This is a genomic window from Pseudomonas putida, from assembly GCF_022627325.1.
Lineage (GTDB): Bacteria > Pseudomonadota > Gammaproteobacteria > Pseudomonadales > Pseudomonadaceae > Aquipseudomonas > Aquipseudomonas putida_X.
In genome coordinates, this window is the sequence record NZ_JAETZZ010000010.1 from 156,646 (window position 1) to 174,066 (window position 17,421).

The window sequence follows — 17,421 nt, forward strand, 5'->3', positions numbered from 1 at the left end:
GAGGCCTGCTTTTCACTGCCCCCAACGAATCACGCCTCAGCTTGCACAGGAAGATCGCAATGGTCCACCCCGTATCTGCAATCGTATCGCCTTGCCCAGCCAAGACCTTCGGCTTTCTGGTGCTGCCCAACTTCACAACCATCGGCCTGGCGTCGGCAGTGGAAACTCTGCGCATGGCTAACCTGGCCGCCCGCCGGCCCCTCTACCGCACTGTATTGCTCGCTGCCAGCGAAGCGCCGGTGATGGCCAGTAACGGCATGCGCATCCTGCCTGACCATGCCATCGCCACCGCCCCGCCGCTGGATGCCCTGTTCGTGGTCGGGTCCAACCCGATCGACCGCAGCCGGGGTAACCGGCCCTTGATCGACTGGCTGCGCCAATTGGCCCGCCAGCACGTCCCGCTGGGGGGCATCTGTACGGGCAGCTACCTGCTGGCCAAATCCGATCTGCTCAAAGGCTATCGCTGCACTATCCACTGGGAGGACAGAGAGGCCCTGCAGGAACATTTCCCTGGGATCGTCATTTCCAGCCAGCTGTTCGAACTGGACCGCGACCGTTACACCTGCTCCGGTGGCATTGCAGCTATGGACATGATGTTGCAACTGGTCGCCCGCGAAGTCGACGGCCCAGACATCGCTGCCAAGGCGGCCGAATTGCTGCTGTGCGACCGTGTGCGCGGCGAGCGCGAGCCCCAGCGCGTGCCGTTGCGCACCTTGCTGGGCAGTGCCCAGCCCAAGCTTAGCCAAGTGGTGGCGATCATGGAGGCCAACCTAGAAGAACCACTGGCGCTGGAGGAGCTGGCCAGCCTCAATGAGGTCACCGTGCGCCAGCTTGAACGGCTATTCCACAAGTATTTGCAGCGTACGCCCAGCCAGTATTACTTAGAGTTGCGGTTGTCACGGGCGCGGGAATTGCTGTTGCGCAGCGACGTGCAGGTGCGGGAGGTGGCGCTGGCATGCGGGTTCAGTTCGCCGGCGCATTTTTCCAAGAGCTACAGCCGATTCTTTGGCCTATCGCCGCTGGGGGAGCGGCGACAGGCATCGTTGCACTGATACCTCAGTCCTTCAGTTCGCCATGGGCTGTTTCCCGGCACATCAACATGGCCACCAGCGCCACCAGAGCCGCCGCCAGCATGTACCCGGCCGGCGCCAATTTGCTACCGGTCACATGAATCAGCCAGGTAGCAATAAACGGTGCCGTCCCGCCAAACAAGGCGTTGGCCAGGTTGAAGCTCAAGGCAAAGCCACTGAAACGCACTCGGGTGGGGAATATTTCGGCCAGCAGGCACGGCAAGGTGCCGTCGTTCATCGCCAGCATCGCCCCGAAGGAAATCTGGATCGCCAGCACCACCAGCAGGGGCTGGCCGTCGAGCAGCTTGAACAGCGGCACGGTCAACCCCAGGAAAAGTAACGAAGCAACCACGAGCATGGTTTTGCGGCCAAAGTGGTCAGACAGGCGCCCCATCAGGAAAATCAGGCCAATGTATGTGGTCAGCGAAACCGTCGAGGCGATGAACGAGTCACGCTCGTTCATACCCATTTCGCTCGACAGGTAAGTGGGCATGTAACTGAGCAGCAGGTAGAACGCCACAGCGTTGAGGCAGGTAACCCCAATGCCGATCGCCAAACTACGGCGGTGATGGCTCAGCAGTTCCCGGATCGGCGCCGGGGTCATGCAGGCCTTACTTTCCAACCGCTGTTCCATCTCCAGGAACTTAGGGGTGTCCTGCAGGCTCATGCGGATATAACGCCCCACCAGTCCGAACGGTGCCGCTAGCAAAAACGGCAGGCGCCAGCCCCAGCTGTGCAAGTCCTCAGTACTGAGCAGTTCATGCAACGCCGCGACGAATGCTGCGCCGAACAACAGCCCGGCGGCGGTGCTGGCCGGCACGATGCTGGTGTACAGCCCGCGTCGGCCAGGCGGTGCATATTCGGCAAGAAAGGCCGCCGCGCCGGCATACTCGCCCGAAGCGGAAAAACCTTGCACCAGGCGGATCAGCAACAATAGGCAAGGTGCCCACAGGCCGATTTGCGCATACCCCGGCAACAGGCCGATGCAGAAGGTCGAAATCGACATGATCAGTATCGACAGTGACAAGGCATTACGCCGGCCATAACGATCGCCAAAATGACCCCACACTATCCCGCCCAGCGGGCGTACGAGGAAGGACAGGGCGAATACCGCGAACGTCGCCAGCAGGCCGCTGGTCTTGTCCGTTTGCGCAAAGAAGGTGGCGGCGATGATGGTCGCCAGGTAGCCATAGGCGGCGTAATCGAACCATTCGACGAAGTTGCCCATGAAACTGGCACGGGCGGCCTTGCGCAGGGCCTGGCGTTCGGCGCCTTGGGCGGCACCGGCGAGGGTGGGAGCATTCAGGGTGGTGCTGGACATGACGGATACCCTCTGATTCTTCTAATTGGAGGCAGGGTCTGAAGGTCATACAGTTGTTATTGTGTGGTTTGCGCCGGCCTGCGCACTCGCAGAGGCCGGCACATGCAGTCACTTGCGAATGATGTTGCGCTCCGGTCCATACGGGAACTTGGTGATGTTCTCGGCCCCCGTTTCATTGACGATCAGAATGTCATGCTCGCGGTAGCCCCCTGCCCCCGGCAGCCCTTCGGGCAGCATGATCATCGGCTCTATCGACACCACCATGCCGGGTTCCAGAACCGTATCGATATCCTCGCGCAGCTCCAGTCCTGCCTCGCGGCCGTAATAATGGCTGAGCGTGCCGAATGAGTGGCCATAACCGAAAGTGCGGTACTGCAGCAGGTCATGACGCAGGAAGATTTCGTTCAGCTCGCGGGCGATATCGCAGCAGCGCATGCCCGGGCGCACCAGCTTCAGCCCTGCCTCGTGCACCTCGACGTTGGCTTGCCAGAGGCGCAAGTGCTCGTCCGGGCAGTGGCCTAGGAACAACGTTCGCTCTAGCGCGGTGTAGTAGCCAGCGATCATGGGGAAACAGTTGAGGCTGAGGATGTCGCCCGGATTGACCTTGCGGCTGGTTACCGGGTTGTGCGCACCGTCAGTGTTGAGCCCGGACTGGAACCAGGTCCAGGTGTCCATCAACTCGCTGTCGGGGCAACTACGAGCGATCTCGCGGACCATCGCCTGGGTGGCATGCAGTGCCACTTCATATTCCGGCACCTGGTCCTGCAGCGCCTCGACCACCGCAGCACCGCCAATGTCGGCCACCCGGGCACCGTGGCGAATGAGCGCCTGTTCTTCGGCGGACTTGATCATGCGCATGCGCATGCAGGGGGCACCGATGTCCACCAGTTCGGCCCTTGGGTAGCAGGCGGCGAGCTTGGCATGGTTCTGCAGGTTGAGGTGGTCGTACTCCACACCGATACGCGACGCCAGCGGCAGCGCCTGCTGGATCGCCACAAAATAGTTGTCGCGTTGCCAGTCGGTGTAGACGATATTGTCGGTGCCAACCGTACGACGCCAGGGTTGCCCACCGTCTATGTTGGCGCTGATCGACACCACCTTGTCGTGGGTCACCACCAGTGCATAGGGGCGGCCGAATGAGCAGTACAGGAAGTCGCTGTAGTAGTTGACGTTGTGGTACGAGGTGAAGATCGCCGCCTCGATATCCTGCTCGGCCATGTAGGCCCTCAGCCGGGCATGCCGGGCGGCGTATTCCTGTGCGGAAAATGTCGGCTTGACCTTGTTGCCGTTGTGGATTTTCAGGGTCTGGGGCATTTGCATAGTCGGTGTTCCTTGTCGTTGTGAGCACGCTGTTTCAGGCCGGCCGCCTGAGATGCATTGCAGCAGAACGAACGAGGACGCTTTTGTACCTACCCGACCTGGAATTGGCGCGATGGCCACTTCCCCGTTTGCAAACAAGCCGGCCCCCACAAGCACTCCACCGCCGTCAGGCTGGGTGGTGTACCTGTGGGGGCCGGCTTGCCGGCGCTTGGGCTGCAAAGCAGCCCCAGCCATTACCTCTATTTCAAATCAAAACGGTCCAGCTCCATGACCTTCACCCAGGCCGCGACGAAGTCCTTGATGAACTTGTCCTTGCCGTCGCTGCTGCCATACACCTCGCTCAGCGCCCTTAGCTGCGCGTGCGAGCCGAACACCAGGTCGACACGGGTGCCGGTCCACTTCACCTGCCCGGTCTTGCGGTCGCGGGCTTCGAAGTTTTCGTTGTCGTCCGAGGTGGGCTTCCACTCCACCCCCATGTCCAGCAGGTTACGGAAGAAGTCGTTGCTCAGCGTGCCTGGCTGGTCGGTGAACACCCCGTCCTTGCTGCCGCCATGGTTGGCACCGAGCACCCGCAGGCCGCCGATCAGCACGGTCAGTTCCGGGGCGGTGAGGGTCAGCAACTGGGCTTTGTCCAGCAGCAACTTCTCGGCCTTGACGCTGTAGCGCGCCTTGCTGAAATTGCGGAAACCGTCAGCCAGTGGCTCCAGCACGGCAAAGGACTCGACATCGGTCTGTTCCTGAGAGGCGTCGACCCGGCCCGGGCGGAACGCCACGTTGCCCGTGTAGCCGGCATCCTTGGCGGCCTTTTCCACGGCGGCGGTACCGGCCAGAACGATCAGGTCAGCCAGCGAGATGTGCTTGCCAGCGTTATTGAACTCACCCTGGATCTGCTCCAGTGCCGCCAGTACTTTGCCCGTGCCCTGGTTGGCCGGCCAATCCTTCTGCGGCGCCAGGCGCAGGCGGCCGCCATTGGCCCCACCACGCTTGTCAGAGCCCCGGAATGTCGACGCGGCTGCCCAGGCGGTCGATACCAGCTCAGCCACACTCAACCCTGATGCCAGGATTTTGCTCTTGAGCGCAGCAATGTCCTGCTCACTGGGTAACGGTTGAACGGCCTTGGGCAGCGGGTCTTGCCAGAGCAGTTCCTCATTGGGCATTTCCGGCCCGAGATAACGTGCCAGCGGCCCCATGTCACGGTGGATCAGCTTGTACCAGGCGCGGGCGAAGGCGTCTGCCAGCTGGTCAGGGTTGTCCTTGAAACGCCGAGCTATCGGCTCGTAGATCGGGTCGAAGCGCAGGGCCAGGTCAGAGGTGAGCATGGACGGTGCGTGGCGTTTGCTCGGGTCATGGGCGTCCGGCACGGTACCCGCGCCCTTGCCCTCCTTGGGCTGCCACTGGTGGGCACCGGCCGGGCTCTTGGTCAGCTCCCACTCGAAGTTGAACAGGTTGTTGAGGTACTCGTTGCTCCAACGCGTCGGCGTCGAGGTCCAGGTCACCTCCAGGCCGCTGGTGATGGTGTCGCCACCCTTGCCGGTGCCAAACGTGTTGGCCCAGCCCAGGCCTTGCAGTTCAAGGCCGGCAGCTTCCGGTTCGGCGCCAACATTGTCGGCCGGCCCTGCGCCGTGGGTCTTGCCGAAAGCGTGGCCGCCGGCAATCAACGCCACGGTCTCTTCATCGTTCATGGCCATGCGGCCAAAGGTTTCGCGGATATCCTTGCCCGAAGCCACCGGGTCGGGGTTGCCTTCCGGGCCTTCCGGGTTGACATAGATCAGGCCCATCTGCACGGCGGCCAGCGGGTTTTCCAGGTTGCGTTCGGCCGCCAGGTCGCGGTTCTGCTCTTCACCGTGCTTGGCAGGTTCGGCCACCAGGTCACCCTGCCCCGGTGCCTGCGCCTTGACCTGGTCCTTGCCGTAACGGGTGTCGCCGCCCAGCCAGACCTTTTCCGAGCCCCAGTACACGTCTTCGTCCGGCTCCCACACATCTGCCCGGCCGCCGGAGAAGCCAAAGGTCTTGAAGCCCATCGATTCCAGGGCGACGTTGCCCGTGAGCACGATCAGGTCGGCCCAGGAGATCTTGTTGCCGTACTTCTGTTTTATCGGCCACAACAGGCGCCGGGCCTTGTCCAGGCTGACGTTGTCCGGCCAGCTGTTGAGCGGTGCGAAACGCTGCTGACCGGAGCCGGCACCGCCGCGGCCATCACCGATGCGGTAGGTGCCGGCGCTGTGCCAGGCCATGCGGATGAACAAGGGGCCATAGTGGCCGAAGTCGGCCGGCCACCAGTCCTGGGAGTCGGTCATCAAGGCGGTCAGGTCTTGCTTGAGCGCCTGGAAGTCGAGGCTCTTGAACGCCTTGGCGTAGTCGAAGTCCGGGTCCATAGGGTCGGACTTGGCGCCATGTTGGTGAAGAATTCTGAGGTTGAGCTGGTCAGGCCACCAGTCTCGGTTGGTGGTGCCGCCACCTGCGGTTTGATGGAACGGGCATTTCGATTCGTTCGACATCTGCTGTTACCTTTGGGTCGGTTATCCAGATTTCAGGTCTGTGCCAGTTGTTCTTCTGCGCTGAGCACATGGGCTCATGCCTACCCCTCATCAGGTCCGGTCGGTCACGTCCGACAGGGGCTTGCGAAACTGTCACGGCGTGGCGGCAAGGTCTTGCACCCAGGTGCTCTGTCGCCGCCCGCAGGGGAATTCGCAGGGCCACGGACAAGACTAGTCGAGCTTGGGCAGACTTCTAATAGAGTGGCTATTGCAGGGTGATAGGTTGGCTCTGTCAGGTGCCCAGTACGGCCACCTGGCCGCACATCCCTACAAGGCGCGCGGCCCCGCGCCGTGCTTCAATACAGCGCTAACCAACCTTCTGCGTGAGCCAAGCCCCATGAACCGCAACGACCTGCGCCGCGTCGACATGAACCTGCTGGTGGTTTTCGAAGCGCTGATGATCGAACGCAACCTGACCCGCGTCGGCGAAAAGCTGTTCATCACCCAGTCCACCGTCAGCGCCGCCCTGGCCCGCCTGCGCGAGCTGTTCGATGACCCGCTACTGATCCGCAGCGGCCGGGCCATGGAGCCAACCCCCCGGGCCGTGCAGATCTTCGCCGAGCTGGGCCCGGCCATGGACGTCATCTCTTCAGCGATCAGCCGCGCCCGGGCGTTCGACCCAAGCAACAGCTGCAACGTCTTCCGCCTGGGGCTCTCGGATGACGCCGAATTCGGCCTGTTCCCGGCCCTGCTGCAAGCCCTGCGCGAAGAAGCACCCAACATCAGCGTAGTGGTGCGCCGGACCAACTTCCTGTTGATGCCTGGCCTGCTGGCCAGCGGCGAGATCTCGGTGGGCGTCAGCTATACCACCGACCTGCCAGCCACGGCCAAGCGCCGCAAGCTGCGTGACATCGGCGTGCGCGTTTTGCGCGCTGACAGCCGCCCCGGCCCACTGAGCCTGGACGAATACTGCGCCAGGCCGCATGTGATGGTGTCGTTCTCAGGAGACATGAGTGGCAACATCGACCTTGATCTGGCGCGCATCGGCCGTTGCCGCAAGGTGGTGCTGGCCGTGCCACAGTTCGGCAGCCTGCGCGCGCTGCTGCGCAACACCGAGCTGATCGCAACCGTGCCGGACTACGCCGCCTGCGCCCTGGCTGACGACAGTAGCCTGCGCGCCGACCCGGCGCCGTTCGACATCACCGAGGCGGAACTGTCCATGGTATGGAGCGGCGCCCAGGACAATGACCCGGCCGAACGCTGGTTGCGCGAACGGATTCTGCAGTTCATGGCCAGGTAGTGCGGGCGTGGGCTCTGTTCACTTCCTGCGCTGCATCCAGGCAGCCCCAAGCCCACTCAGGCAGATGATGGCGATGCCCACAAGGGTGGTGCTATCGGGCACCTGCCCATAGATCAGCACCCCCAGCAAGCCGGCAAACACGATCTGGCAATAACTGAACGGCGCCAGCAGCGCCGGCGCGGCATGGCGGAAGGCCTGGGTCAGCAGCAGGTGCGCACTCATGCCAAAACCACCCAATGCCAGCATCAGCAGCGCATGGTCCCAACGCGGCAGCTCCCAGAAGAACGGCACCAACGCACTCATCACCAGCGTGTTGCACAGCCCGGCGTAGAAGTTGCTGGTGGTGGGGCTGTCATAGGCGGCGAGTATGCGCGTGAGCAACTGGTAGAAGCAGAAGCCCAGCGCCGAGCCGAGGGGGAACAGGATCGCCGGGGTGAACATCGCGCCACCGGGGTGCACCACCACCAGCACGCCGACGAAGCCCAGCACCACCGCGACCCATTGCCCAGGCGTGACCCGCTCCTTGAGCAGCGGCGCCGACAGCGCCGTGACCAGCACCGGGGCCAGGAAGTTGACGGAAGTCGCCTCGGCCAGCGGCAGGTACTGCAAGCCGGCAGTGAAAAACAGGCTGGTGCTGAGCAGGCTCAGGGCGCGCAAGGTCTGCAGCACCGGGCGCCGGGTGCGCAGCACATTGAGGCCGGACTTGGGCAGGAATATGCCGGCCATCAGCAGCGTGTGCACCACGTAGCGGGCCCACACCACCATGATGATCGGGTACAGGCCACCGAGGAATTTGGACAAGGCATCGTGGCTGGCGAACAGGAACGTGGCCACCACCACCAGGGCGATACCGCGCAGGGGGTGGTTGACTCCGGACAACGGTGTGCTGGAACTCATGGCGTTCTCGATGGCGGCGTTGCGGCATGCAACGCCAGGTGAAGGCAGTGCGACTGCAAGGGATTCTAGAAGAGATACGACGACTTGAGGAAGGCCAATCGGCACGCGCGTGCAGAGCAATGTGTTTTTCGTTCGCTGATCGACCACTTTCTGGAGGCTGCTCATGGTCCCTGACAGTCGAAACGCGCACCATCGGCGCTGGAACCTCAACCCCGGACAAGGAGTTTTCATGCATAGGCTCACCACCCGCAACGGCCTCGACCTGCCCAGCATTGGCCTGGGCACCTGGCCGATGACTGGCGCCGAGTGCACGCGTGCGGTGCACCAGGCACTGGAGCTGGGTTACCGGCACATCGATACCGCCACTGCCTACGACAACGAAGCTGCTGTCGGCCAGGCGCTGCGCGACAGCAGCGTGCCCCGCGAGCAGATTCACCTGACCACCAAGGTCTGGTGGGACAGCCTGGCGCCCGCGGCCATGCGCCAGTCCCTGGAAAACAGCCTGCGTGCCCTGGGCACCGAGCAGGTCGACCTGTTCCATATCCATTGGCCTGGCAAAGACTGGGACTTGGCCCGCAGCATCGAGGCGCTGGTGGCCCTGCGCGACGAGGGCAAGGTACGCAGCATCGGCGTGGCCAACTTCCCACTCGGACTGCTGCGCCAGGTGATCGAAGCGCTGGGCGCGCCACTGGCGGCGATCCAGGTGGAATACCACGTGCTGCTCAGCCAGCAACCGCTGCTCGACTATGCCCGTCAGCATGACCTGCTGCTCACGGCCTATACCCCTCTTGCCCGCGGGCGGGCGGCGGCGCAGCCGGTGATCCAGGACATCGCGCGCAAGCATGGCGTGTTGCCGAGCCAGGTGGCGCTCAAGTGGTTGCTGGACCAGGACGGCGTGGCGGTGATCCCCAAGGCCAGCAGCCGCGAGAACCAGCTGAGCAACCTGGCGGCGCTGGATGTGCACCTGGACGATCAGGACCGGGCACTGATTGCCGGTTTGCCGAAGGATCAGCGCGTGGTGAGCCCTGACTTTGCGCCGGACTGGAACAGCTGAATAGCGGGGCCGCTGTGCGGCCCTTTCACCCCACCGCCCCAGCTACCTGTTTCAACCGCTCCCCCGCCGGCACCGGCCGCCCGTACAGATACCCCTGAAAGTGCGAGCAGCCCTCTGCCGCCAACCGCTGCATTTGTTCCTCGGACTCCACGCCTTCAGCCGTCGTCTTGATCATCAGGCTATTGGACAGCTCGGTGATCGCCCGGATGATCGACATCGCCTCGCGGCTGTCGCACATGTCATGCACGAACGACTTGTCGATCTTGATCCGGTCGAACGGGAACGAGCGCAGGTAACCCAACGACGAATAACCCGTGCCGAAGTCATCCAGCGATATCGACACCCCCAAGGCCTTCAGCGCGCGCAGGGTTCGCACGTTTTCCTCGCTGTTGCCCAGTAGTACCGATTCGGTGATTTCCAGCTCCAGGCGCTGGGGCGCCAGGCCCGAGTCGGCCAGGGCCAGCGCCACGGTATGCACCAGGTTGGCATTCTTGAACTGCACCGGTGAAAGATTGACCGACACCGTCTGCTCACTGTCCCAACTGGCCGCCTCCTGGCAAGCCAGGTTCAGTGCACGGGTGCCGAGTTCGTGGATCAGCCCGGTCTCTTCGGCGATGGGAATGAAGTCCATGGGCATCACCATGCCGCGGCTGGGGTGCTCCCAGCGCAACAGCGCCTCGTAGCCCGTCACGCTGCTGGTCTGCTGATCCACGATCGGCTGGTAGTGCAGGTGCAACTGCCCCAAGTGCAGCGCGGTACGCAAGTCGGTTTCGACCAGCCGGCGCTGGCGGGCGGCGACATCCAGTTCGACGTGGAAGCACTCGAAGCGGTTGCGGCCATTGCGTTTGGCTTCGTAGAGGGCCATGTCGGCGTAACCGAGCAGCTGTTCGGCCTGTTCATTGTCATCGGGGGCAATGGCAATGCCGATGCTCACCCCCACGGTGAACTGGTGCCCTTCGATCTGGAACGGCGGGCAAATCGCGTCAATCAGGCGCCGCGCCGTGTTGCAGGCAGCCTCGCGGCCATCCAGGCCAGCCAGCACCACGGCGAACTCGTCGCCGCCCAAACGGGCCAGGGTGTCTTGTTCGCGCAGTTCGCGGCGCAGGCGCTTGCCCAATGCACGCAGCAGCTTGTCGCCGAAGGCATGGCCGAGGGAATCGTTGATGTTCTTGAAGTTATCCAGGTCCAGGCATAGCGCTGCGGTCAGCTTCTCGCTCTGGTGGCCGCGCACCAACGCCTGCTTGAGCCGCTCGTTGAACAGCGTGCGGTTGGGCAACCCGGTCAGCGCGTCGTGATGGGCCATGTGGTGGATCTGGGCGTGGGCGGCCAGTTCCTCGGTGGCGTCTTCAGCCACGAACAGCACATAGTCGGCCTGGCCCTCGCGGTTCTGGCTGAGCAAGGCGCGGCTGCGCAGGGTCCGCGGACCACAGGCGGTATCGACGCGGGTTTCAGCGGCATACCCTTTGGGGTTACGCGCGCCGCGGGCGAGCTGCTGTTCCAGGTAATCGGCCGCAGCCGGTGCCAGGCACTCACCCGGCAACTGGCCGATCATGCTGCGCCCGCCCCCACCGAACAGGCGTTCGGCCTGCTGGTTGGCCAATAGGATACGCTGGCTTTCCAGGTCCTGGACGATAACGCTGGCGGGAATGTTGGCGATCACCGAATCGAGGAACTGCGAAAGTTTGGTCATCTCCTGGCTGTACTGTTCAGCCAGCTCCTTGGCCTGCAGCAGCTCCAGCTCCTGCTGGTGCCGCTCGGAAATGTCGCGAGTGACCTTGGCGAAGCCGACCACACGGCCGCTGTCATCGCGCACGGCTTCGATCACCACATGGGCATGAAAGGTCGTGCCGTCCTTGCGCAGGCGTGTGCCGATTTCTTCGAAACGGCCAGTGTCACGCGCCTGTGCAAGGTTCTGCTCGGGCAGACCGGCAACGCGCTCGGCTTCGCTGTAGAACAGCGAGTAGTGCTTGCCGACGATCTCGTCGGCAAGGTAACCCTTGGCCCGCTGGGCGCCCGGGTTCCAGTTAGCGACGATACCGTCAGGGGTGAGCAGGTAGATGGCGTAGTCCACCACGCTCTGGATCAACAGCCGGTACATGACGTCGGGGCTTGCGACTAGCGACATGAAAATTTCCCTGAACCTGCAACGCGCACGAAAAGGACCCCCAGGCCAGAGCGACCGGGTCTTGAATACAAGGTAATGGCATTATGCCGCTTGGCGGGATTTTGTGAAGTAGATCACAATTTTTTGCCAGCGCCGCTCAGTGGTAAGCGGACGTAACCTTATAGGTGAGCAGGTCCGGGTCATCACCCAGCATGATTTGCTGCACCGGCCGCGGCAGGTCGGCCACGACGGCTTTGCAGAAGGCGACAGCGATGGGGTCCGGCGCGTAGCAACGCAGCAGCCAGTCTCCGGCACCGCTCAGCACCTGCAGCGCGACCGCACGGCCAATACCCTGCCGGCGGTAGCGCTTGAGGATGAACAGGTCGGCCAGTTCACTGGCATCGATGCCAGGCAGTTCGCTGCGTTCGACCAGCACGAAGCCAGCAATGAAACCATCCACCAGCACCAGGTTGGCGCTCCAGCCGTCTGCAAGCCAATAGCGCTGCAGGTGCTCTTCGTGGATGTAGAAGCGCCCATCCACCTCAACGTCTTCCTGCTCCCAGTCAGAGGACTCGTAGGCATAGAACTGATAGAGATTGCGGATCAGGTCGGCCTGGTCGGGGGTGGTGGTGAGCAGTTCGATGGGCAGCATGGTGGGCTCGGGGCAAGAGAGTGTTCGAAGGCTTACGTCAACAAAGTAGCGGCCCCCGAATTATGGCTCAACTCGCCGCCACAAATGGCATCAGGCGCTGCGCACCTGACGCCGTGTCCCTCACTTTTCCTCCAGTACCGCCCTGCCCTTCACTGCCCGCGGCCCTCGCCAGGCCCAGAACAGCAACCCCGGGAACGGGGCGTAGACAACGAAGACGATCCATAACATCTTGCGCTCCGCGCGCCGTTCGCTGCCGATGATGTTCCAGATGGCGAAGATCTCCAGCAAGATGACCAAGGCCGCAACAATGATCCAGATCGTTCCGATTTCCATGAGCACTCTCCCGTTGGCATGTAAAGGGTTGGGTTACTGCCAGCGGCAAGGGTTCATTCGGATTTGCTTGGCTGCGCCTTTTCCAGGGCAGCCTTCAACGCTGGCGCATCCGCGAACTCCTGCTGGCTGACCAGCGCACCCTGCTCAAGCTGCAACCACAGCACCTTGCCTTCATGCCCAGGGTAACGGCTGGCCACCTGCCCTTCACGATCAAGCATAACCCGGTAGTTGTAATCACGCATGGCGGGGATGGCGAACAGTTTGCTGATCAGCGCAGGCATGCGCTGGATATCCGCCACGAACACCGCATGGCGCGACTCCAGGTAGCCCTTGGGCTGGTCGGCCAGAGCCGCCTTCACCAGCTTGGCGCCGTCCATATCGCGGGCCACCAGCAGCACCTGCGTGCCGGCCTCCAAGGTATAGGGCTGGTCATGTTGATCGAGCAGCGTCCACGGTGCGAGCTTCTCCCCGGTTTGCAGGGCGTTCGCCAGCAGCGGCAGCAGGCTGAACAACAGGGCGACGGCGTATTTCATCGAGGTTCTCCAAATGGGAGGCGCCAGCATAGCCCAGTTGCCTCAATACGACCTCCACTACCACAACCCCACCCTGGCGATTGTCTTTCCACAGGCCACCGGCCACACTCTGCTGGCCAGCCAGGAAGCGGAGTCCAGAGTGCCCACCCCACGCCAGTTCAGCAAGAAGACCAGCACCAGCAACATGCTACGGCTCAAGTCCACCGCGGCCAGCCCCCAGGTGCCCTATCGCGTCGACTTCGTCCTGCTCAAACACTTCTCCATGGCCAGTTTCACCGTGGCCATGGACGTGCTGGTCACCGCCAACCTGCTGCGCGCCGACAGCTTCAGCTTTACCCCGCTGTCGCTGGACGGTGACCGGGTGCTGAGCGACCTGGGCCTGGAGCTGGTGGCCACTGACCTGGTTGCCAGCGAGCTGAAAGCACTCGACCTGCTCATCATCTGCGGCGGCTTGCGCACACCGCTCAAGTACCCCGAGCTGGACCGCCTGCTGGGTGACTGCGCCGCCCACGGCAAGGCCCTGGGCGGGCTATGGAACGGCGCCTGGTTCCTCGGCCGCGCCGGGGTGCTGGATGACTACGGCTGCAGCATTCACCCCGAACAGCGTGCCAGCCTGTCCGAGCGCAGCCCGCAGACACGCATCACCCCGGCCAGCTTCACACTGGACCGTGATCGGCTCAGCGCCGCCAGCCCCAACGGTGCCATGGAGCTGATGCTCGGCCTGGTCCGCCGCCTGTACGGTGACGGCCTGGCAGAAGGCGTCGAGGAAATCCTCTCGTTCTCTGGTGCGCGCCACCGCCAGGTTGGGCCGGGGGCGAAAAAGTCGATGAGCCTGCACCTGCGTACCATCGTCGAGCTGATGGAAAACAACCTTGAGGAAACCCTCAGCCTCGACCAGTTGGCGGCCTACAGCGGCCGCTCCCGGCGGCAGATCGACCGCTTGTTCCAGGCCCAGCTGGGCACCTCGCCACGGCGCTATTACATGGAACTGCGTATCACCAAGAGCCGCCGCCTGCTGCAGTACTCCGACCTGTCGGTGATGGAGGTTGCGGTGGCCTGCGGCTTTGTTTCGGTATCGCACTTCAGCAAGTGCTACGCGGCCTACTTCGGCTACCCGCCGTCACGTGAGCAACGGCTGGGCGAGTGAACGGCACTCAGGCCTGGATGTAACGCATCACCGCTTCGCAGATCATGGCCTTGTGACGCAGTTTTACCTGATCATCGAGCAGGTCGATCTGGAAGATGTCGCCGAAGGTGTGGCGGTTCGATACCCGATAGAAGCAGAACGCGCTCATCAGCATGTGCAGGTCGATGACCTCGATGCCCGGGCGGAACACGCCCTCTTGCACGCCACGCTCCAGCGTGCGGCCCAGCGCCTGAAGGACCAGGCTGCTCATTTCGCGGATGGCCGGGGTTTTCTTCACGTACTCGCCGTAATGGATGTTTTCGGTGCAGACCATGCGCACGAAATCGACGTTGCGGTCGTGGTGATCGAAAGTGAACTCGGTCAGGCGCTGGATGGCCTGCTCGGCCGGCAGCGACTCCAGGTCCAGGCGGTGCTCGGTCTTGCGGATGTCGCCGTAGAGTTTGACCAGGCACTCGACGTACAGCTGCTCCTTGCTACCGAAGTAGTAGTAGATCATGCGTTTGGAGGTAGCGGTGCGCTCGGCGATGGCATCCACCCGCGCGCCCGCCAGGCCTTGCTGGACGAACTCGTTGATGGCGGCCTGGAGGATGTCCTCGCGGGTTTTTTCAGGGTTGTTCTTGCGCGACTTGCGTGTCCCTTCGATCTCGGGCTGGCCGAGGGGGGCAACGGGATTGCTCATAGCTGCTCACGGGTATTTATTGGGATTTGGACGGGATTATCCGTGAGTGGAGGGTTGGGGGGAAGCGCGCTGTTGATCGAGCGGGCAGGATTGGCGAGGGCCAGCCTGTGGCCATGATCAGGCGCCGCGCGAGCAGCGCCCGATTTCACAGGCCGTGAACCCTGCGGGGGTTACAACACCGGCTTGCGCGCCGCCCCGCTGCGCCGCTTGGCCATCGCCGCCAAGCGCACAGGCACGTTGGCCGCGCCATAGCCGGCGTAGCCACCCTTGCGCTGGATGATTTCAAAGAAGAAGCGGTCTTCGAACGCCTCGGTGTACACGTGGAACAGCTCGCCACCCTGTGCGTCGCGGTCATACAGCACGTTGTAGTACGCCAGCTCGCTGAGAAACTCGTCGTCGAAATCGAAACGAGCCGCCAGATCGTCGTAGTAATTGAGCGGAATTTCCAGCAACGGCACACCGGCCTCCTTCGCCCGCGCCACTTCCTTGAAGATATCGGCACAATCGAAGGCGATATGATGCACACCCGACCCGCGATAGCTCGACAGCGCGTGGGCGATAGCGGTGTTGCGGTTTTCCGAGATGTTCAGCGGCAGGCGCAGGCTGCCGCACTGGCTGCGCAGCGCACGGCTTTTGACCAGCCCGTACGGGTCGGGCAGCACCACTTCATCGTCTGCGGCAAAGTCGAACAGGCTCTTGTAGAACAGCACCCAGCTGTCCAGCGACTCGGCCGGCAAGGCCAGGGCCATGTGGTCGATGCGCTGCAGGCCACCGGTGCTGCTGGCACTGGGCTCCAGGCGGAAGTCGGTGTCGTACAGCGACGGGCCTTCCTTGCCCTGCTCCACCAGGTAGATCAGGCTGCCATCCGGGGCGCGTACGGCAGGCACCTCACATTCGTTGGGGCCGACCAGCCCGCGGAACGGCTGGCCGCGGAAGTCGGTGGCACGCTGCAGCGCCGCGTGCTCGTCCTTGACCCGCAGTGCGGTGGCGCACAGCGACGGGCCATGGGCCTCGAAGAAGTTGTGGCCAAAGGAGTACGGCTCGGCATTGAGCACGATGTTGATGTCGTTCTGGCGCAGCAGGCGTACGTCCTTGCTGCGGTGCTTGCCCGCGTCGGCGAAGCCCAGGCGCTTGAGCCAGCTGCCCAGCCGCGCGCCGACCGCTTCGTCGACGGCAAATTCGAGGAACTCCACGCCGTTGTAGGCACTGGCGGCGGGCGGTGCGAACAGCACACCCGGCTCGATGGCGGTACCTTCCTGCTGCAGGCGCAGACGGGTCTGTTCCTCCAGGTACAACAAAGAACGCAGGCCATCGGCGGCGTTCTGGCGCGGCGGTGCAGCGCGGAAGCCGTCGTTGAAGATTTCCAGCGACAACGGGCCGCGATAACCGGTAGCCAGGATCGGCGCGAGGAAACCGGCCAGGTCCATTTCGCCCTGCCCCGGGAAGCAGCGGAAGTGGCGGCTCCACTCCAGTACATCCATGGCCAGGATCGGCGCATCGGCCATCTGCACGAAGAAGATCTTGTCGCCGGGGATATCGCGGATCGCAGCAGGGTCGCCCTTGAGCGACAGGGTGTGGAAGCTGTCGAGGATCACGCCCAGCGCCGGGTGGTCGGCCTGGCGCACAAGGTTCCACACTTGCTGGTAGGTGTTGACGTGACGGCCCCAGGCCAGGGCTTCGTAGCCGATGCGCATGCCGCGTTGGCCGGCATGCTCGGCGAGCAGGCGCAGGTCGTCCACCAGCAGTTGTTCGTCGCCCAGGGCGTCGGCCTGCACGTTGCTGCACACCAGCACCAGGTCGGTGCCCAGCTCTTGCATCAGGTCGAACTTGCGCTCGGCGCGGTCGATGTTCTTCTGCAGGCGGTCGCGGCGGCAGCCTTCAAAATCGCGGAACGGCTGGAACAGGGTGATGGCGATGCCGAGGTCGGCGCACATCTGCCGCACTTCGCGGGGGCTGCCGGCATAGTAGAGCAGATCATTTTCGAAGATCTCGACGCCGTCGAAACCGGCGGCGGCGATGGCTTCGAGCTTTTCCGGCAGTGTGCCGCTCAAGGACACGGTGGCTATCGAACGCTGCATGGTGGAATTCCTTGTTATGGGCTACAGGGCTGGAAGCGAGTGGTGCTGTGGGTACCGGCCGCTTGGGGCGAACCTGCGAAGGGCCGGGAGCGGCAGCTCACCATCAGACTTCTTGGCATGATGAATTATTCGCAGGTAAAGTCATGGCAGCAATCACTTTGTACGGAATGGTTAGTTTTGCGTTCGATTATCGCACAAAACCCGTTTTGGCGAATTGATTCACTGCCACCCCTGCGCAACTATGAGACCAGACGCAGGCACACCGACCACCACTTTCTGCCCAGTGGCCGTTCGGCGCAACCTGCGCTCACAAGCCCAGCGCCACAACATAATAAGTTCAATAAAACGGGTACCGACCTATGCACATCTCCCTCGCCTTGCAACCCGCACCTGCTGGTTCGTCTTCACCTAGCAGACTTCGCCAGCGATCGCCGGCTTTATAAGCGCACCCCTTAC

General features: G+C 63.1%; 14 protein-coding genes. 4 read left to right on the top strand and 10 right to left on the bottom strand.

What is annotated here, in order from left to right; all coding sequences use genetic code 11:
• Positions 1–59: 59 nt before the first annotated feature.
• Positions 60–1,052 carry a GlxA family transcriptional regulator gene (locus JNA92_RS17080; RefSeq protein ID WP_241805841.1) on the top strand — a complete coding sequence of 331 codons (993 nt, stop codon included), beginning with the start codon at positions 60–62 and terminating at the stop codon, positions 1,050–1,052.
• Between the two features lie 4 nt (positions 1,053–1,056).
• Here JNA92_RS17080 and JNA92_RS17085 read toward each other — a convergent pair whose 3' ends face one another.
• The 3 genes from JNA92_RS17085 to katG all read right to left on the bottom strand — a co-directional run bounded on the left by JNA92_RS17085 (position 1,057) and on the right by katG (position 6,209).
• Positions 1,057–2,391: an MFS transporter gene (locus JNA92_RS17085; protein WP_241805842.1), complete on the bottom strand. Its 1,335-nt coding sequence runs from the start codon at positions 2,389–2,391 to the stop codon at positions 1,057–1,059.
• A 108-nt stretch (positions 2,392–2,499) separates the two neighbouring features.
• A complete protein-coding gene (locus tag JNA92_RS17090; protein ID WP_241805843.1) occupies positions 2,500–3,711 on the bottom strand; it encodes a M24 family metallopeptidase in 1,212 nt (403 codons plus the stop codon).
• 239 nt (positions 3,712–3,950) lie between these two features.
• Positions 3,951–6,209 (bottom strand): catalase/peroxidase HPI, encoded by a 2,259-nt coding sequence (gene katG / locus JNA92_RS17095; protein ID WP_241805844.1) that lies wholly within the window; start codon positions 6,207–6,209, stop codon positions 3,951–3,953.
• 376 nt (positions 6,210–6,585) lie between these two features.
• Here katG and JNA92_RS17100 point away from each other — a divergent pair, with 376 nt between their 5' ends.
• Positions 6,586–7,488, top strand: a complete 903-nt coding sequence (locus JNA92_RS17100) for a LysR family transcriptional regulator (RefSeq protein ID WP_241805845.1) — start codon at positions 6,586–6,588, stop codon at positions 7,486–7,488.
• 18 nt (positions 7,489–7,506) lie between these two features.
• Here the strand turns inward: JNA92_RS17100 and JNA92_RS17105 are convergent, their stop codons facing one another.
• Positions 7,507–8,385, bottom strand: a complete 879-nt coding sequence (locus JNA92_RS17105; protein WP_241805846.1) for a DMT family transporter — start codon at positions 8,383–8,385, stop codon at positions 7,507–7,509.
• Positions 8,386–8,614: 229 nt separating this feature from the next.
• Here JNA92_RS17105 and JNA92_RS17110 point away from each other — a divergent pair, with 229 nt between their 5' ends.
• The gene (locus JNA92_RS17110; RefSeq protein WP_241805847.1) at positions 8,615–9,439 is read left to right on the top strand and encodes an aldo/keto reductase; all 825 of its coding nucleotides are present in this window, start codon (positions 8,615–8,617) and stop codon (positions 9,437–9,439) included.
• Between the two features lie 25 nt (positions 9,440–9,464).
• Here the strand turns inward: JNA92_RS17110 and JNA92_RS17115 are convergent, their stop codons facing one another.
• The 4 genes from JNA92_RS17115 to JNA92_RS17130 all read right to left on the bottom strand — a co-directional run bounded on the left by JNA92_RS17115 (position 9,465) and on the right by JNA92_RS17130 (position 13,061).
• A complete protein-coding gene (locus JNA92_RS17115) occupies positions 9,465–11,564 on the bottom strand; it encodes a putative bifunctional diguanylate cyclase/phosphodiesterase (protein WP_241805848.1) in 2,100 nt (699 codons plus the stop codon).
• Between the two features lie 136 nt (positions 11,565–11,700).
• Complete coding sequence (locus JNA92_RS17120) at positions 11,701–12,195, bottom strand: GNAT family N-acetyltransferase (protein ID WP_241805849.1); 495 nt, start codon at positions 12,193–12,195, stop codon at positions 11,701–11,703.
• 120 nt (positions 12,196–12,315) lie between these two features.
• Positions 12,316–12,528, bottom strand: a complete 213-nt coding sequence (locus JNA92_RS17125; RefSeq protein ID WP_241805850.1) for a PLDc N-terminal domain-containing protein — start codon at positions 12,526–12,528, stop codon at positions 12,316–12,318.
• Positions 12,529–12,581: 53 nt separating this feature from the next.
• Positions 12,582–13,061 carry an FAD/FMN-containing dehydrogenase gene (locus JNA92_RS17130; protein WP_241805851.1) on the bottom strand — a complete coding sequence of 160 codons (480 nt, stop codon included), beginning with the start codon at positions 13,059–13,061 and terminating at the stop codon, positions 12,582–12,584.
• A 139-nt stretch (positions 13,062–13,200) separates the two neighbouring features.
• Between JNA92_RS17130 and JNA92_RS17135 the strand changes: the two genes are divergently transcribed.
• A complete protein-coding gene (locus tag JNA92_RS17135) occupies positions 13,201–14,208 on the top strand; it encodes a GlxA family transcriptional regulator (protein WP_241805928.1) in 1,008 nt (335 codons plus the stop codon).
• Positions 14,209–14,215: 7 nt separating this feature from the next.
• Here the strand turns inward: JNA92_RS17135 and JNA92_RS17140 are convergent, their stop codons facing one another.
• Entirely contained in the window at positions 14,216–14,887 is a 672-nt protein-coding gene (locus JNA92_RS17140) for a TetR/AcrR family transcriptional regulator (protein WP_241805852.1), read from the bottom strand.
• A gap of 170 nt (positions 14,888–15,057) precedes the next feature.
• Complete coding sequence (gene quiC, locus JNA92_RS17145) at positions 15,058–16,965, bottom strand: 3-dehydroshikimate dehydratase QuiC (RefSeq protein ID WP_241805853.1); 1,908 nt, start codon at positions 16,963–16,965, stop codon at positions 15,058–15,060.
• Positions 16,966–17,421: the final 456 nt, after the last annotated feature.

Bases quoted from the DNA above. Each gene is read 5' to 3' on its own strand.
- quiC (WP_241805853.1), bottom strand. From the start codon at position 16,965: ATGCAGCGTTCGATAGCCACCGTGTCCTTGAGCGGCACACTGCCGGAA.
- JNA92_RS17120 (WP_241805849.1), bottom strand. From the start codon at position 12,195: ATGCTGCCCATCGAACTGCTCACCACCACCCCCGACCAGGCCGACCTG.
- JNA92_RS17080 (WP_241805841.1), top strand. From the start codon at position 60: ATGGTCCACCCCGTATCTGCAATCGTATCGCCTTGCCCAGCCAAGACC.
- JNA92_RS17115 (WP_241805848.1), bottom strand. From the start codon at position 11,564: ATGTCGCTAGTCGCAAGCCCCGACGTCATGTACCGGCTGTTGATCCAG.
- JNA92_RS17130 (WP_241805851.1), bottom strand. From the start codon at position 13,061: ATGAAATACGCCGTCGCCCTGTTGTTCAGCCTGCTGCCGCTGCTGGCG.
- JNA92_RS17125 (WP_241805850.1), bottom strand. From the start codon at position 12,528: ATGGAAATCGGAACGATCTGGATCATTGTTGCGGCCTTGGTCATCTTG.
- JNA92_RS17100 (WP_241805845.1), top strand. From the start codon at position 6,586: ATGAACCGCAACGACCTGCGCCGCGTCGACATGAACCTGCTGGTGGTT.
- JNA92_RS17105 (WP_241805846.1), bottom strand. From the start codon at position 8,385: ATGAGTTCCAGCACACCGTTGTCCGGAGTCAACCACCCCCTGCGCGGT.
- JNA92_RS17110 (WP_241805847.1), top strand. From the start codon at position 8,615: ATGCATAGGCTCACCACCCGCAACGGCCTCGACCTGCCCAGCATTGGC.
- JNA92_RS17090 (WP_241805843.1), bottom strand. From the start codon at position 3,711: ATGCAAATGCCCCAGACCCTGAAAATCCACAACGGCAACAAGGTCAAG.
- JNA92_RS17085 (WP_241805842.1), bottom strand. From the start codon at position 2,391: ATGTCCAGCACCACCCTGAATGCTCCCACCCTCGCCGGTGCCGCCCAA.
- JNA92_RS17140 (WP_241805852.1), bottom strand. From the start codon at position 14,887: ATGAGCAATCCCGTTGCCCCCCTCGGCCAGCCCGAGATCGAAGGGACA.
- katG (WP_241805844.1), bottom strand. From the start codon at position 6,209: ATGTCGAACGAATCGAAATGCCCGTTCCATCAAACCGCAGGTGGCGGC.